The sequence below is a fragment of the Halomonas sp. B23F22_10 genome, assembly GCF_043496975.1.
GTDB lineage: Bacteria > Pseudomonadota > Gammaproteobacteria > Pseudomonadales > Halomonadaceae > Halomonas > Halomonas smyrnensis.
Genome location: NZ_JBIEKF010000002.1, coordinates 246,847 through 262,700, shown reverse-complemented (window position 1 = coordinate 262,700; position 15,854 = coordinate 246,847). Strand labels below are relative to the sequence as shown.

The window sequence follows — 15,854 nt, the reverse complement described above, 5'->3', positions numbered from 1 at the left end:
CGGGCCTCTTGCTTGGGGCGATAATCGATGGCCGCGCCAACGACAACGCCAACGACGCTCAAGAGGGGCCCGCTCGATGGGAGCCTGCTTGATGCTCGGGTGATCGCTGAGCCCTGTCGCCGCCTGCTCAGACGGTGGAGCTATCGCCGAGGCGGGAGGTGCCGAGGGACTCCAGCGCACGGGCCATGTCCTCGGCGAGCTCTTCGACGGCCTGCCTGTCAACATCGCGCTGGGCGAAGGCCCGCAGCCCCATGACGTCGGCCTGCAGGCGGCGGGCGAGGCGTCGGGTATCGAGGTCATCGGGCAGCTCGCCGCGCCGGCGGGACGTCTCAAGGGCCTGGTGGAAGCGCGCCTCCATGCCGGCCAGCAGGGTATTGACGTGCTCGCGCGCCGCCGCCTCGCGCTCGTCGAGTTCCAGCAGGCTCTTCACCAGCATGCAGGCGCGGCTGGGCAAGGCCTGGTCGTAAAGCGTGCCGAGGCCACGCAGGTAGTCGGCCAGGGCTCGCAGCGGCGTGGGGCCCTCGTCCAAGGCCCGCTCCAGCTCGGCAAGCCCCAGCCGCGTATAGCGTTCCAGCGATTCGCGAAACAGCTTCTCCTTGCTGCCGAAGTGGCTATAGATGCTGCCCGGGCGCATGTCGAGGGCGCGTTCGATGTCCTTGAGCGAGGTGGCATGGAACCCCTGGCGCCAGAACAGCTGCATGGCCTGGTCCAGCGCGGTGTGACGGTCGTAATGGCTGGGGCGAGACATGGCGCTCTCCGATTCGCGAGTGGGTGGCTCGCGCATGAATATTGAGTGATCGCTCAAATTGTAGCTTGAGTGATCACTCAAAAACAGCTAGCCTCTTGAATCGTGATGGGGATATCCCTTCCTGTACCCCTTTTTGAGCGATCGCTCAAAAAGGGGTGGGGGCAGGGCCTCTCCCTGCTAACACTCTTCCCGAAGGAGCACGACATGAGCGACTTTACCCTGCATACCCCGGAGACGGCCCCGGCCGAGAGCCAACCGCTTCTGGACAATTCCCAGAAGAGCTTCGGCATGATTCCCGGGCTGCACGCCGTGATGGCCGAGGCGCCGACGCTGCTGGAGGGTTATCAGGTTCTCCACGATCTCTTCCAGCGCACCAGCTTCGATGCCGACGAGATCACGGTGGTGTGGCAGACGATCAACGTCGAGCATGCCTGCCATTACTGCGTGCCGGCCCATACCGCCATCGCCAAGTCGATGAAGGTCGATGACGCGATCACCGAGGCCCTGCGCAACGAGACCCCGCTGCCCAGCGATCGTCTCGAGGCGCTGCGGACCTTTACCCTGGCGATGGTTCGGGAGCGCGGCGAGGTGGACAAGGCCACCGTGCAGCGTTTCCTCGACGCCGGCTTCACCCGCCAGCAGGTGCTGGAGATCGTCCTGGGGATTTCTCAGAAGGTGATGAGCAACTACACCAACCATCTGGCCGAGACGCCGGTCGACGAGCCCTTCCAGCCCTTCGCCTGGGAAAAGTCCAAGGGGTAACGGGGGAGCGAGGCCACGGCCCCGCCGCCCGAGCGGGCCGCCACGAGGTCCGCCCGCCAGTATCGCCTAATCGCCACGAGGCGGCCGAGGGATCGGCCGCCTCGTGGCGTGTCGGGCAGGCGCGCCGGGCGTCAGGCGAATCCTTCGAGCACGATCTTGCCCCTGGCCTTGCCGCTCTCCAGCAGCGCATGGGCGCGCTTGAGATTCGCCGCATTGATGGTGCCGAAGGCCTCGGTGGCGGTGGACTGGATCATGGCGGTGTCCAGCAGGCCGGCCACCCTGTCCAGTATCTTGCCCTGCCGGTCGAGGTCGGCGGTGGTGAAGAGGGCGCGGGTGAACATCAGCTCCCAGTGGATGGAGGCCGCCTTGGTCTTGAACGGCAGCACGTTCAGCGTCTCGGGATCATCGATCAGGCCGAAGCGCCCCTGGGGGGCCAGCAGCTCCGCCACCTGCTCGGCGTACTGCCCGGAGTGGGTGGTCGAGAACACGAAGCCGGGCTGGCCGATGCCCAGCGCCTCGATCTGTGCCGGCAGCGGCCGGCGGTGATCGACGACGTGATGGGCGCCCAGCGCCTCGACCCATGCCCGGGTTTCCGGGCGTGACGCCGTGGCAATCACGGTCAGGTCGGTCAGGGCGCGCAGCAGCTGGATGGCGATCGAGCCCACGCCGCCGGCACCGCCGATGATCAGCACCGCCGGTGCCGCGCCGGGCACCGGCTCGGTGACCCGCAGGCGGTCGAACAGCATCTCGAAGGCGGTCAGGGTGGTCAGCGGCAGGGCGGCGGCCTGGGCGGCCGGCACGGACTTCGGCGCGTGACCGACGATGCGCTCATCGACCAGGTGGTATTCGCTGTTGGTGCCGGCCCGGCTGATGTCGCCGGCGTACCAGACCTTGTCGCCCGGTGAGAAGTGTGAGGCGCTGTCGCCCACGGCGACGACTTCCCCGACCGCGTCCCAGCCCAGCACGGCGGCCTGGCCCTCGGCCGGGGCTCGGTTCTGGCGAATCTTGAAGTCCACCGGATTGACCGAGACGGCCTCGACCTTGACCAGCAGGTCGTGGCCGACGGCGGTCGGGGTGGCGAGTTCGAGATCGACCAGGGCGTCATCGCGGTCGATGGAACCTGTCTCGTAATAGCCAATGGCTTTCATGGTTTCACGCTCCGTGATCGGGGGATCAGTGATGGTGGGATGAGGGGCGACGGGAGAATGTCTCCACGTCTCGTCGCGTGGCCCGTCGCCTTGAGTGGGGGCATCATAGTGCCGCCGAGATGCCGTAAAAACCGGCCGAAAGCGAAGACATAATCCGGCTGGTCCGGATAATCACGAGGCGGGTGCCAACGCCTCTCCAGGGCATCGGGATCAGGGCGCCAGCGTCAGGATGTCAGGCTGTCCGCCGGACGCTTCGTTGACATGGCGTCGTGCCCAGGGAGCGGACGAGGCCCGTCCATGCCGCGACCTCCTGCCATTTGCGGTATCCTCGTCATCTCGCACAGGCGGAAAACGGCCTGTGATCGCCAACATCTTCCGGTGACCCCGTAGAATGCTGCTCGACAACATTGCGCTGTTCCTGACTATCGTGGAGAAGGGCAGCCTGACGGCGGCGGGGCGCGAGGTCGGCCTGTCGCCAACCTCGGTCTCGGAGCGTCTGGCCGCCCTGGAGGCGCACTACGGGGTGGTGTTGCTTAACCGGACCACCCGCGCCCTCAGCCTCACCGAGGAGGGACGCACCCTGGTCGACGGTGCCCGGGAGCTGTTGAACGGCGTGGCCGACCTGGATACCCGCATCCGCCACGGTGCCGAGACACTGACGGGGCCGATCCGCTTGAGTGCGCCGAGCGACACGGGGCGTCATCTGCTCTCCCATGCCCTGAGCATCTTTCAGGACCGGCATCCGGGCATCCGGATCGAGCTGCTGCTGTCGGACGGCTACGTCGACATCGTGGGGGAGGGCGTCGATCTGGCCCTGCGTCTCGGGGCCATCATGGACAGTAGCCTGAGGGTGCGCGCCCTGGGCGATGCCCGGCGGCTGGTCTGTGCGTCACCGGCCTATCTCGCGACCCACGGGGCGCCCCGTGAGCCCGCCGATCTCCGCTCACGCAACTGCCTGGTGATGCGCTTCGGACAGAACCTCGACAACCAGTGGCGCTTCGAGACCCCGGCGGGGCCTCAGATCGTGACGGTGCAGGGCGATCGCGTCGCCAATGATGGGGCGATGGTCCGCCAGTGGGGGCTGGAGGGCCGGGGGATCGTGCTCAAGTCGGAACTGGACGCGGCGGACGACATTCGCCGCGGCCGGCTGATCGAGTTGCTGCCCGACTACGCGGCGGCCCCCGTCCCGGTGCAGCTTCTGTTCCCCCCGTCGCGCACCCGGCCGCACCGGGTCACGGCGCTGGCCGATCATCTGATCGAGACCTTTGCCCTGCGCCAGGCCTTGCCCCGCCAGGGCTGAACCTGGCGGGTCGGGGCTCGCCGGATCCCTGCGTCGATCCCGGCGGGGCAGGATCAGCCTTGACCGAAGGGGGCATGACGCTTGCCCACACCGGGTTCAGCGCGCCGCGTCGCCCGTCCAGCCTGGTGATCTCGGCACGCCACGGAGGCACTATGTGCCGGCGACATCGACCTCGAACACGATCTTGCCGACATGACGCTTTTCCTGGAACAGCGCCTGCGCCTCGCCGATCTTCTCGAGGGGCAGGGACGCCGCCACCAGGGGCGCAATGCGGCCCTGCTCGATATGGGCGATCAGGTTGGAGAAGACCTCGGGCTCCAGCACCGTGCAGCCCAGCAGGCGCAGGTCCTTGAGGTAGAGCGTGCGGACATCCAGCTCGACGATCGGGCCGGCGATGGCGCCCGAGACGGCGTAGCGGCCGTGGCGGCGTAGCACCTCCAGGTACTGCGGCCACTGCTCGCCGGCGACCAGGTCCACCACCACATCGATGCTGTCGGCGTCGATGACCTCGTTGAGGACGTCCTCGCGGCGCACGATCTCGTCGGCGCCCCGTTCACGCAGCATTTCGGCCTTGTCGTCGCCGGTGATGGCGATGACATGCGCCCCGCGGGCCTTGGCCAGCTGGACGGCGGCCGAGCCGACCCCGCCGGAGGCGCCCGTGACCAGCACGCGTTCCCCCGCGGCCACCTCGGCGCGAGTCAGCATGTTCTCGGCGGTGGAGTAGGAGCAGGGGAAGGAGGCGAGCTCGACGTCGCTCAGCCCACTGTCGATGCGGCAGGCGTGCCGTGCGGCCACGGTGGTGTATTCCGCGAACCCACCGTCGCACTCGGAGCCGAAGTACCAGGGCGGGTCCAGCGGCTCGTCGCGATGCTCTCGGAGGCAGGGCTCGATCAGTACCCGCTCGCCGATTCGCTCCGGGCTGATGCCATCCCCGACCGCGGCGATCCGGCCGCAGGCGTCGGCCCCTTGAATGCGCGGGAACTGGAGGGGCTTGCCCGACCAGCTGGCATCCTCACCGTCGGCGTCGCCTTTCGAGTACCAGGCGAGACGGGTATTGATGTCGGTGTTGTTGACGCCGGCGGCGGCGACGCGAATCAGCACCTCGCCCGGCCCGGGCTTCGGCACGGGAATATCGTGACGGGCGTGCAGCACCTCGGCGCCGCCATGGCCGGTGAGCTGGATGCCGAACATCGTGTCAGGCAGCGTCATTGTCGGTTCTCCTCATCAGTTGGTAGGCAGCCGTCTGTGCCGATCGGATGGCCTCCTCGCCCAGGGTGGGCCAGGCGGCCGAGGCCCCTTCGTGAAGCAGGAAGAGCTCGCCCGCCAGTGCCTCGCGTCCGCTCAGGGTCGCCAGCAGCCGGCGTATCTCGTGCTTGTGCCGTTTCACCGAATCATTGACCCGCACGTTGTGGGGAAAGGCCGCGAAGGCGCTCATCGACAGGCAGCCATGGGGCGCTTCGTGCTCCATCCACTGGGCCAGGCGCTGGAACAGCTGGGTGATGGCCTCGGCCTCCGGGCACGAGACATCCCTCGACAGGAAGGCGAGATAGCGAGCATGGCGATGATCCAGGGCGCCGATCACCATGGCCTCCTTGGAGGGAAAGTGGCGATACAGGGTCCGCATGCTCACCCCGGCGGCCTCTTTGATCTCGGGCACGCTGGGCGTGGCGAAGCCCTGCTGGCTGAAGAGCGCCTCCAGCCGTGCCGCGATCCGATCCTTGTCCATGTCATGCCTCATCGGTAGAAAGATCATTCTACTTTTAGGCTAGAATGTTCTTTCTACATTCGTCAACGCTGGGGGCGGATATCGGGAACAGGGGCCTCGGCCGGCATCGATGACGCGCTCGGCGGGGGCAGGGCAACCCGAACTTGCCCCGCCGACGGCCTGGCGTACATAATTAGCCGTTTAACTAATTGCTCAGGAGGCGCGTCATGGAACGCCTGTTTATCTACGGCACACTGGGGCCGGGCGGGCCCAACGAACACGTGATGCAGGCCATCGGTGGCCACTGGCAGCCGGGGCGCATCAAGGGGCGCCTGAGGCAGGCGGGGTGGGGCGCGGAGATGGGCTTCCCCGGCCTGGTGCTGGATGAGGCCGGCGACGACATCCCGGGCCACGTCTTCGTCTCCGACGCTCTGCCCGATCACTGGGCGGCGCTGGACGACTTCGAGGGCGCCGAGTACCAGCGCACCCCGGTCACCGTCCGCCTCGCCGCGGGAGGCACGGTCGAGGCCTACGTCTACGCCCTGCGTTGAGCGTCGAGGGCCGTGCGACATCCCTCGGCCGTCTGCGTGGCCGGGGGGCGACGGTCACTGCCGACGGTGATGGCGAGTGAGGGCCGGGAACGGGGCCGAGCATCGCGCGACCAAGGGCCAGGTGATCCCGACGCGCCACCTGGTCTTGTTACGTTAAGCGCGTACCATGTTGCCTTCGTGTCAAGGATGAATCGTGTCAAGTGACTCGATACGATCGTCTTGCCCCGGGCGCTTTCGAGGGCGCCGTCACTGCCCATTTTCACGATTGGATGCACTTGATATGTCCCACTCTTCCGCGGGCATCGTTCGGCTCGATCGAGCCGGGATCCTTGCCGGCTTGCGGCGCATGGCCCCGATATCGCTCTTCACCATGGCCTTCGGGCTCGCCTTCGGGGTTGCCGCGTTACATCGCGGCATGTCCGATATCGAGGCGGTGCTGATGAGCGGCCTGGTCTTCGCAGGCCCGGCCCAATTTGCGGTGCTCGAGATGTGGGGGCCCGGCATACCGGTCGTGGCGCTGATCGCCACGACCTTCGCCATCAACGCTCGCCACTTGCTGATGGGGGCGTCCATCTACCCCTGGGTCTGCCATCTGCCTCCCCAGCAACGCTATCTCGGCCTGAGCCTGCTCAGTGACTCGAACTGGGCCATGGCCGCCTCGGATTACCAGCACGGCGAACGCAACGTGGGCGTCCTGGTCGGCGCCGGGCTGGCGCTGTGGCTCGCCTGGCTGCTGGGCACGCTGATGGGAGTCGTGTTCAGCAGCGGTATCACCGAGCCTGAGCGCTTTGGTCTGGACGTGATCATGAGCTGCTTTCTGCTCGCCATGTTGATGGTCGGCAAGCGGGATCTCTGGGTGCTGCTCCCCTGGGGCGCGTCGGCCCTCGCGGCCCTCGCGGCCCTCGAGTGGCTGCCCGCCAATGCGCACGTGGTGGTCGGCGCCCTGGCGGGCGGCATCATCGGCCTCTGGGTGCCGCCACGCTCCGCCACGCGGAGGGCCGCGTCATGACGCTGCCTGTCACCCCGGCGGGTGCCTTCACGGCCATCGTCCTGATGGCCCTCGTCACCTACCTCACCCGCGTGGGGGGCGTGCTGGTGATGTCGTGGGTGCCGATCGGCCCCCGTGTCGAGCGGTTCATCAACGCCATGGGAGGCGCCGTGCTGGTCGCCGTGATCACGCCCATGGCGGTCAACGGAGACCATGGCTCGCGCCTGGCCCTGGTCGCCACTCTGGTCGTGATGCTGGCGACGCAGAAGCCGCTGTTCGCCATCGCGGCCGGCGTCGCCTCCGCTGCCCTGTGGCGTCTGCTGTGAGACGCGCGCTGTCTTGCTGTTCCCGTCCGGTCGCCCCGCGGCCGTGATGCTGAGCCACTGTGGCCGGGTCATCCTCGCCGTCAATCCGGACTCCCTGTCCGGCGCGTCGGCGAAGCGCGAGCAGATCATCGAGGGGGCTAGAGCCTATCGCTGAGCGCGCGGCATCTCGACGGGTATGCCCGTGGATTGCTTATAGACGCGTGCCCGAGATAGGGGCACAGTAGAAGCCTCGAAACGGACACTACACCGCGGGGCCTGGAATCGTGACTCAACCAGCCTGGTGGGGCGAAGTCCTGGCCCTGTCGCACTCAGCCTATCTCCATATCTCTCGCGACCGGCGGATCATCGAGGCCGTGGGTGACACCCAGACCCTCCTGGGGCGCAAGCCGGAGGATGTGGTCGGCATGGCCCCCGATGAGCTGAAAGACATTCGCGCCCGGCTCGGCGTGGCCGTCGCGGAGTGCCTGAACAGGCGCGAGATTCGCCCGGGGGAGACCTGGGGATTCGAAGACGGTGCGGGATGCTACTACGGCCTTGCCGATGGCAGCGTCGTCATCAAGCTCACGTCCTCCCTGCAGATCGATCAGGGCATCGTCGGTCGGCTCGCCGACCAGCTCCCGGTCATGGTGGCCTATGTCGACCGGATGGGCTGCTTTCGCTTCAATAATCAGGCCTACGTAGACTTCATCGGGATCAGCCGAGAAGCGCTTTATGGAAAACCGGTCTCCGCCGTGCTCGATGCCGCCTCCTACGACAAGATCTGGCCGCGCTTTCAACAGGCCTTTTCTGGACAGGAGGTGAGTTACGAAGACCGGATCTCGCTGGCGGACGGCCGCACGTATTACTTCAAAGTGCAGTATGTGCCCGACTTCCTGGACGGCGAGGTGGTGGGCTTCTACGCCATTATCCAGGACATTACGGAATATCGCGCCATGATCCAGCTTCTTCGCGATATCCATAGCGGTGTGAATCGCACCGATATCAGCACCCACGAAATTATCGACACGCTGCTCCGTGATGCGTTGGCCTATCTCGCGCTGGATATCGGGCTGGTCAGCCGCATCATCGACGATCAGTATATCGTCCAGTGGGCGACGTCAGAGGTCGCCGAGATCGCGCCAGGCGATACTTTCGTCCTGGGAGACACCTACTGTCGCTTGATGCTTGATGTCGAGGATGTCTTCCACACCACCCAGGCGGGGCAGGACGCACGGATCAGCGGTCATCCCTGCTACCAGCAGTTTGGTCTGGAAACGTACATCGGCGTGCCGCTGCATCTCAACGGCGAGGTATGGGGCACGCTCAATTTCTCCAGTGCTCGATCTCGCCCTCACGGCTTTGGCCAAGTAGAGATCGAGCTCGTCCGGCTGATGGCCAATGCCGTAGAGCGGGTCATCGCCGATGCGGCGGAAATCGAGCAGGTGCGTCGAGAGCGCGATCGCCTGGCGGACAAGGCCTCGCGGGACTATCTCACCCGACTGCCCAACCGCTTCTATCTGGATCAGCATGTGGCGAGGCTGATCCGCGAGCATGATGCCCAGGGGGCTCCCTTCTCGCTCGCCGTCATCGATATCGATCATTTCAAGCGGGTCAACGACACACATGGCCACGATGCCGGGGACGCCGTGCTCCAGTGGCTCGGCGCGAGGATTTCGGGTTGCCTCCGAGAGGGCGACATCGTGGCCAGGACGGGCGGTGAGGAATTTGTCGTGGTGCTGCGCGGTTCACATGCGCCAGAGGCGATCGAGGCAATGGAGCGGGTGCGTGAGCATGTCAATGCCGGCACCGTCTCGCTGCCTGGCGGCACTGAACTGGGGATCACCATCAGCGGCGGCCTCAGTGAGCATGCCAGGGGAGAGCCCTTCGCACGCTTGTTCAAGCGAGCCGACACCGCCTTGTATCGTGCCAAGCGCGACGGCCGCGATCGGGTCTGTCACTTGTAGGCGGCACCGGCGCTCGCCCAGGCAGGGGAAAAAAGGGGAGGCGTCGTCGGCCGTCGAGGCATGTTGATGGCCCTGGCCTAAGCCGCCACCTTGCGGTGGCGGCACTCGGCGGCCGGTCACTGATGTGCGTTCGGCGATCCCGGCAGGCTCCTATTGCTCCGTCATCGTCACCACCACACGTCCGCGAATGCGCCCCGTCAGCAGCTCTTCCGCCGCGTCTATGGCCTCGTCAAGCGTGATCGTGCGAGTGATGGCATCGAGCTGGGCAGGCGCCAGCAGCTCTCCCAGCCGCCGCCATGCCTCGAGGCGATCCGCGCCAGGACGCATCACGCTGTCGATCCCCACCAGGGTCACCCCGCGCAGAATGAACGGGGCGACGCTGGCAGGCAGGTCCATGCCCTGGGCCAGGCCGCAGGCGGCCACGCTGCCGCCATAGCGGGTGGAGGCCAGGACGTTGGCCAGTGTATGGCTGCCCACGGAATCGATGGCCCCCGCCCAGCGCTCCTTGCCCAGGGGGCGCCCCGGCGCCGAGAGTGTGGCGCGGTCGATCACCTCGGCGGCGCCGAGTTCATGCAGGTAGTCGGCTTCCTCGGGGCGGCCGGTCGAGGCCACGACTCGATAGCCCAGGCGCGCGAGCAGCGCAATCGCATAGCTGCCCACTCCGCCATTGGCGCCAGTGACCAGCACGTCGCCTTGTTCTGGCGTGACCCCCTGCTTCTCGAGTGCCATCACCGAGAGCATGGCCGTATATCCGGCCGTGCCGATCGCCATGGCCTGGCGCGGCGTAAAGGCGGTCGGCAGCGGAATCAGCCAGCGGCTGTCCAGGCGAGCCTTCTCGGCAAGGCCTCCCCAGTGACCTTCTCCGACGCCCCAGCCATTGAGCAACACCGCATCTCCCGGGGCAAAGTCGTCACTGCTGCTGTGCTCGACGGTGCCGGCCAGATCGATCCCCGGCACCATGGGAAACTGGCGCACGACGGGACCCTTGCCGGTGATCGCCAGGGCGTCCTTGTAGTTGAGCGTGCTGCAGTCGACGCGCACCGTGACATTGCCCTCGGGCAGCCTCGACTCGTCGATGGTCTCCAGCGCCGTGCGCTGATGGTTGTCCTGCTTGTCGATCAGGATGGCCTTGAACATGATGCACCTCGGTGTCGTGGTGGATTCTTTTATAGACCGATCGTCTATAAAAAAGTCTAGGAAAGCCCCTGCTAGCGGGGCAAGCCTCTCAGGTAAGTGGCGATGAAGACCCTCAGGGGGCGATCGCTGCGTTCCAGCCTGGCTCGCATCACGGCGCCTTCCCAGCCGATCCAGAAGGCCGTGGCGAGGCTCTCGCAGTCGGAGGCCTCGGTGAGCTCTCCCGCCTCGCAAGCCTCGTGCAGGCAACGCGCCAGTCGCCGCTCCCAGTCGGCCAGGGTCTCGAGCAACCACCCGCGATAGCTCTCGGGCAGTCCATCGGCCTCCTGTCCGAGGTTTCCGACCAGGCAACCCCGTCGATAGTCATGCCTCGCCATGCCGGCAGCGGCATCCTCGACGAAGGCTTCCAGCCGTGCCAGTGGAGGGCGTGACGTGTCGCCCAGGTGACGATCCAGCTTGGCAGCGAAATAGGCGGCGTAGTGGTCCATCACGGCACGGCCGAAGGTCTCCTTGCTGTCGAAGTAGTAATAGAAGGAGCCTTTCGGCACACCGACTCGCTTGAGAATGCCATCGATGCCGGAAGCGATGAACCCATGCTCGGTCAGCACTTCGAGACCGCTGCGGATGAGGACGGCGCGGGTGTCCGGGTCTTCCCTCGGTACCTTGGGAGGGCGGCCTCGGCGTCGCGTGCTGGGGGCTTTGTTGGCTGTCATGAACAAAATATAGACCGACCGTCTATTCGTGACAACCGCCGATGGGGAAAGAGGGAGGGTGGCAGCGACAGTGGCGGGGACGGTCGCCCTGGCGTGAGATCCACATGGACGCGATGCTGCCGATCATGGCGTGCGTGGGCGTTGACCGGGCCCTCGTCTGCCGGTCTAGGGCGACCAGATATCGGCCATCACGTGTCGCACCGCCGCGATGACCGGCTCGTCGCGCCGCTCCTCGAGCCAGACGAAGCTCAGGGCACAGGGCAGGCGGATGCCCTCGGCGATCACCAGGCCGCGCTCCTGACGCTCCTGCAAGGCCGTGGCATCCCGGGCCAGGGCCAGGCCGACGCCGGCCCGCACCAGGTCGATCATGCACGGCTCCTGATCGACCTGGGCCACGCGATGCGGCGTCAGGCCATGGGGCGCGAGCTGCTCGCTCAGCAGGCGGTGGTGGACCGAGCGCGGCGGGGTGACGACCCAGGGCAGGGTGGCGAGGTGTGGCCAGTCGGTACGCGCCAGGCGCGAGGACCAGCCGGCCGGGGCGATGACGTGATAGGCGAACTGTGTCAGTTCCATCATCTCCACCGCCGGTGCCCCTTCATCGGTCGCCGGCATCTGCCCCGGGGCCTCGAGATAGAACCCGACATCCAGCTCGCGACGCAGCAGCGACTCGAGCACGTAGCCGCTGGTGCCGTGATGCAGCTCGGTCTCCACCTGAGGGATCCGCTGCACCAGCTGGTGCAGCAGGGCGCCCAGGCGAATGAACTCGGGGTCGACGATGGTGCCGATGCGCAGGCGGCCGCGCAGGGTGTCGTGCATCGATGCCGCACTGATGTCGAAGGCCTGTAAGGCGGTGAGGGCCGATTCGGCGGCCGGCAGCAGGGCGTGACCGTCGGCGGTCAGCGCGAGCCCCTGGGCGTGGCGCTGGAAGAGCGTGAGGCCAAGGGTCTCCTGCAGCTGCTTGAGCTTGAGGCTGACGGCGGGCTGGGTCAGGTGCAGCGCCTCGGCGGCGCGGGACACGCTGCCCTCGTGGGCCACGGCCACGAAGGCGCGCAGGGCCTTCAGGTCATGCATGGACTCTCTCTCTCGGGTAACAGTCGCGGTGATGCGCAGAAGATATTTGTAAAGCTTATATCCCGCTTTTGGCTTTCTCAATTGATTCCCCGCCGCCTTTCGCTAGTTTGGGGGGCTACCAGGCCCGGCAGAACGGGACATCCAGTGTGCAGTGCAACATAAGAAGCGAGGCAGCCATGACCAGCGAGCGCATCGAGCATTATATCAATGGCCATAAGACTAATGGCGTAGACGACCGTTACCAAGACGTCACCAATCCGGCTACTGGTCAGGTGACCGGCCAGGTCGCGCTGGCCTCCCAGTCGGACGTGGACAGTGCCGTGGCCGCCGGCCAGGCCGCCTTCCCCGCCTGGGCTGATACGCCGCCGATTCGCCGGGCGCGGGTGATGTTCAAGTTTCTCGAGCTGCTGAACGCGCACAAGGACGAGCTGGCCGAAGCGATCACCCGTGAGCACGGCAAGGTATTTACCGATGCCCAGGGCGAGGTGGCGCGCGGCATCGATATCGTCGAGTTCGCCTGTGGCATCCCGCAGCTGCTCAAGGGTGACTACACCGAGCAGGTCAGCCGAGGTATCGACAACTGGACGACCCGTCAGCCGCTGGGCGTTGTCGCCGGTATCACGCCGTTCAACTTCCCGGTGATGGTGCCGATGTGGATGTTCCCGGTAGCGATTGCCGCCGGCAACAGCTTCGTGCTCAAGCCGAGCCCGCTGGATCCCAGCGCTTCGCTGATGATGGCTGATCTGCTCAAGCAGGCCGGTCTGCCGGATGGCGTCTTCAACGTGGTGCAGGGTGACAAGGACTCGGTGGAGGCGCTTATCGACCATCCTGACGTCCAGGCGCTGTCCTTCGTCGGTTCCACCCCCATCGCCAACCTGATCTACGAGCGGGGCGCGCGTAACGGCAAGCGCGTCCAGGCGCTGGGTGGTGCCAAGAACCACATGGTGGTGATGCCGGATGCCAACCTGGACAAGGCCGTCGATGCCCTGATTGGCGCGGCCTATGGCTCCGCTGGCGAGCGCTGCATGGCGATCAGTGTGGCAGTGCTGGTCGGCGATGTGGCCGACAAGATCGTGCCGCGGCTGGCCGAGCGGGCCCGTGACCTGAAGGTCAAGAATGGCCTGGAGCTCGATGCCGAGATGGGGCCCATCGTTACCGCTCAGGCGCATCAGCGCATCAATGGCTACATCGAGAAGGGCGTGGCCGAAGGCGCCGAGATGGTCGTCGATGGCCGCGACTTCGATCCGGGCACCACCGGCGAGGGCTGCGCCGACGGCTTCTGGATGGGCGGCACCCTGTTCGACCATGTCACCCCGGAGATGACCATCTACAAGGAAGAAATCTTCGGGCCGGTGCTGGCCTGCGTGCGCGTGCCGGATGTCGCCACCGCCATCCAGCTGATCAACGATCACGAGTTCGGCAACGGCGTCAGCTGCTTCACCGAGAGCGGCAACGTGGCCCGCGAGTTCGGTCGGCGCATCCAGGTCGGCATGGTCGGCATCAACGTGCCGATCCCGGTGCCCATGGCCTGGCACGGCTTCGGCGGCTGGAAGCGCTCGATGTTCGGCGACACCCATGCCTATGGCGAAGAGGGAGTGCGCTTCTACACCAAGCAGAAGTCGATCATGCAGCGCTGGTCGGATTCCATCGACGCGGGCGCCGAATTCGCCATGCCGACGGCCAAATAATCCCTCCCTCCACTGACCGACCGGCATGCCGGCCGATCGGGGGCTCCCCCCGATCGACGACCGCCACGTCGCTGGCGAGCGGGCCGGCATGCCCAGCGAGAGCACGCCATGGCTGATCATTCCAACAACACCCATGCCTTCGACTACATCGTGGTGGGCGCCGGCACCGCCGGCTGCCTGCTCGCCAACCGCCTCAGTGCGGACCCGGCCAACCGGGTGCTGCTGATCGAGGCCGGTGGTCGCGACAACTATCACTGGATCCACATTCCGGTGGGCTACCTCTACTGCATCAACAACCCCCGGACCGACTGGCGTTTCCGCACCGAGCCCGACCCCGGCTTGAACGGTCGCTCGCTGATCTATCCGCGTGGCAAGACCCTCGGCGGCTGTTCCAGCATCAACGGCATGCTCTATCTGCGCGGCCAGGCCCGTGACTATGACGGCTGGGCCGAGCTGACCGGTGATGACGCCTGGCGCTGGGAGAGCTGCCTGCCCGACTTCATGAAGCATGAGGATCATCACCGCCTGGATGAAGGGGGCGATGCCGACGCCGCCCACCGTGACTTCCATGGCCATGGCGGCGAGTGGCGCATCGAGAAGCAGCGCCTGAAATGGCAGGTCCTGGATGATTTCGCCACCGCGGCCGTGGAGGCCGGCATCCCGCGCACCCGTGACTTCAATCGCGGCGACAATGAGGGCGTGGACTATTTCGAGGTCAACCAGCGCTCGGGCTGGCGCTGGAACACCTCCAAGGCCTTCCTGCGGGGCGTCGAGCAGCGCGGCAACCTGACCGTCTGGCACTCCACCCAGGTGATGGGGCTCGACTTTGCATCAGACGAGGGCGGCAAGCCGCGCTGTTGCGGGCTGAAGGCCGAGCGCGCGGGCGAGGAGATCGAGGCGACGGCGCGTCGCGAGGTGGTGCTCAGTGCCGGCGCCATCGGCTCGCCGCAGCTGCTGCAGCTCTCGGGCGTTGGCCCCGCGGCGCTGCTCGCCGAGCACGACATCCCCGTGGTGGCCGACCTGCCCGGCGTGGGCGAGAACCTGCAGGACCACCTGCAGATCCGCTCGGTCTACAGGGTCAAGGGCGCCAAGACCCTCAATACCATGGCCAACTCGCTGATGGGCAAGGCCAAGATCGGCCTGGAATACGCCCTGAAGCGCTCCGGGCCGATGAGCATGGCGCCGTCCCAGCTGTGTGCCTTCACCCGCAGCTCCGAAGACTACGAACACCCCAACCTCGAGTATCACGTCCAGCCGCTGAGCCTGGAGGCCTTCGGCCAGCCGCTGCATGACTTCCCGGCCATCACGGCAAGCGTGTGCAACCTCAACCCCACCAGCCGCGGCACGGTGCGCATCAAGAGCCGCGACCCTCGCCAGGCGCCGGCGATCTCCCCCAACTACCTGAGCACGCCGGAGGATCGCCAGGTCGCCGCCGACTCGCTGCGTGTCACGCGCCACATCGCCGCCCAGCCGGCCTTCGCCAAGTACGAGCCCGAGGAGGTCAAGCCGGGGGTGCAGTACCAGAGCGATGACGACCTGGCGCGGCTGGCCGGCGATATCGGCACCACCATCTTCCATCCGGTGGGCACCGCCAAGATGGGCCGCGACGACGACCCCATGGCGGTGGTGGACTCCCATCTTCGGGTCAGGGGGGTGGCGGGCCTGCGCGTGGTGGACGCCAGCATCATGCCCACCATCACCAGCGGCAATACCAACTCGCCGACCCTGATGATCGCCGAGAAGGCCGCGAACTGGATCCTGACATCACAATAAATTC

Annotated in this window: 15 protein-coding genes; 8 read left to right on the top strand and 7 right to left on the bottom strand. The window is 66.5% G+C overall.

The genetic code is table 11. The features are described from left to right. Positions 1-127: 127 nt before the first annotated feature. Positions 128-748 carry a TetR/AcrR family transcriptional regulator gene (locus tag ACGTNF_RS05270; protein ID WP_394600752.1) on the bottom strand — a complete coding sequence of 207 codons (621 nt, stop codon included), beginning with the start codon at positions 746-748 and terminating at the stop codon, positions 128-130. A gap of 204 nt (positions 749-952) precedes the next feature. On the opposite strand from ACGTNF_RS05270, the gene ACGTNF_RS05265 reads away from it, so the two are divergent. Next, positions 953-1,510 carry a carboxymuconolactone decarboxylase family protein gene (locus tag ACGTNF_RS05265; protein ID WP_394600751.1) on the top strand — a complete coding sequence of 186 codons (558 nt, stop codon included), beginning with the start codon at positions 953-955 and terminating at the stop codon, positions 1,508-1,510. Between the two features lie 131 nt (positions 1,511-1,641). Here ACGTNF_RS05265 and ACGTNF_RS05260 read toward each other — a convergent pair whose 3' ends face one another. Beyond that, positions 1,642-2,658, bottom strand: a complete 1,017-nt coding sequence (locus ACGTNF_RS05260) for a zinc-binding alcohol dehydrogenase family protein (protein ID WP_394600750.1) — start codon at positions 2,656-2,658, stop codon at positions 1,642-1,644. Between the two features lie 391 nt (positions 2,659-3,049). Between ACGTNF_RS05260 and ACGTNF_RS05255 the strand changes: the two genes are divergently transcribed. Beyond that, on the top strand, positions 3,050-3,958 hold the full coding sequence (locus tag ACGTNF_RS05255) for a LysR family transcriptional regulator (protein ID WP_394600749.1): 909 nt from the start codon (positions 3,050-3,052) through the stop codon (positions 3,956-3,958). Positions 3,959-4,108: 150 nt separating this feature from the next. Here the strand turns inward: ACGTNF_RS05255 and ACGTNF_RS05250 are convergent, their stop codons facing one another. Both ACGTNF_RS05250 and ACGTNF_RS05245 read right to left on the bottom strand, forming a co-directional pair. Beyond that, the gene (locus ACGTNF_RS05250; RefSeq protein ID WP_394600748.1) at positions 4,109-5,167 is read right to left on the bottom strand and encodes an alcohol dehydrogenase family protein; all 1,059 of its coding nucleotides are present in this window, start codon (positions 5,165-5,167) and stop codon (positions 4,109-4,111) included. Continuing rightward, positions 5,154-5,684, bottom strand: coding sequence for a TetR/AcrR family transcriptional regulator (locus tag ACGTNF_RS05245; RefSeq protein ID WP_394600747.1), 531 nt, complete (start codon positions 5,682-5,684; stop codon positions 5,154-5,156). Before ACGTNF_RS05245 ends, ACGTNF_RS05250 begins: the two co-directional genes overlap by 14 nt. 206 nt (positions 5,685-5,890) lie before the next feature. Here ACGTNF_RS05245 and ACGTNF_RS05240 point away from each other — a divergent pair, with 206 nt between their 5' ends. The 4 genes from ACGTNF_RS05240 (at position 5,891) to ACGTNF_RS05225 (ending at position 9,471) form a co-directional block, all read left to right on the top strand. Next, the gene (locus ACGTNF_RS05240; RefSeq protein ID WP_394600746.1) at positions 5,891-6,214 is read left to right on the top strand and encodes a gamma-glutamylcyclotransferase family protein; all 324 of its coding nucleotides are present in this window, start codon (positions 5,891-5,893) and stop codon (positions 6,212-6,214) included. 280 nt (positions 6,215-6,494) lie between these two features. Then, complete coding sequence (locus tag ACGTNF_RS05235) at positions 6,495-7,223, top strand: AzlC family ABC transporter permease (RefSeq protein ID WP_394600744.1); 729 nt, start codon at positions 6,495-6,497, stop codon at positions 7,221-7,223. Beyond that, positions 7,220-7,528, top strand: coding sequence for an AzlD family protein (locus ACGTNF_RS05230; RefSeq protein WP_394600742.1), 309 nt, complete (start codon positions 7,220-7,222; stop codon positions 7,526-7,528). Before ACGTNF_RS05235 ends, ACGTNF_RS05230 begins: the two co-directional genes overlap by 4 nt. Positions 7,529-7,791: 263 nt before the next feature. Beyond that, on the top strand, positions 7,792-9,471 hold the full coding sequence (locus ACGTNF_RS05225) for a bifunctional diguanylate cyclase/phosphodiesterase (protein WP_394600741.1): 1,680 nt from the start codon (positions 7,792-7,794) through the stop codon (positions 9,469-9,471). A 150-nt stretch (positions 9,472-9,621) separates the two neighbouring features. Here ACGTNF_RS05225 and acuI read toward each other — a convergent pair whose 3' ends face one another. The 3 genes from acuI to ACGTNF_RS05210 form a co-directional block, all read right to left on the bottom strand. Next, on the bottom strand, positions 9,622-10,608 hold the full coding sequence (gene acuI / locus ACGTNF_RS05220) for an acrylyl-CoA reductase (NADPH) (RefSeq protein ID WP_394600740.1): 987 nt from the start codon (positions 10,606-10,608) through the stop codon (positions 9,622-9,624). 71 nt (positions 10,609-10,679) lie between these two features. Next, positions 10,680-11,318, bottom strand: a complete 639-nt coding sequence (acuR, locus tag ACGTNF_RS05215; RefSeq protein WP_444875007.1) for an acrylate utilization transcriptional regulator AcuR — start codon at positions 11,316-11,318, stop codon at positions 10,680-10,682. A 165-nt stretch (positions 11,319-11,483) separates the two neighbouring features. Continuing rightward, positions 11,484-12,389, bottom strand: a complete 906-nt coding sequence (locus ACGTNF_RS05210) for a LysR family transcriptional regulator (RefSeq protein ID WP_016855412.1) — start codon at positions 12,387-12,389, stop codon at positions 11,484-11,486. Positions 12,390-12,565: 176 nt separating this feature from the next. On the opposite strand from ACGTNF_RS05210, the gene ACGTNF_RS05205 reads away from it, so the two are divergent. Together ACGTNF_RS05205 and ACGTNF_RS05200 are read left to right on the top strand one after the other, a co-directional pair. After that, the gene (locus tag ACGTNF_RS05205; RefSeq protein ID WP_394600739.1) at positions 12,566-14,077 is read left to right on the top strand and encodes a CoA-acylating methylmalonate-semialdehyde dehydrogenase; all 1,512 of its coding nucleotides are present in this window, start codon (positions 12,566-12,568) and stop codon (positions 14,075-14,077) included. 108 nt (positions 14,078-14,185) lie between these two features. Then, positions 14,186-15,850, top strand: coding sequence for a GMC family oxidoreductase (locus ACGTNF_RS05200; RefSeq protein WP_394600738.1), 1,665 nt, complete (start codon positions 14,186-14,188; stop codon positions 15,848-15,850). Positions 15,851-15,854: the final 4 nt, after the last annotated feature.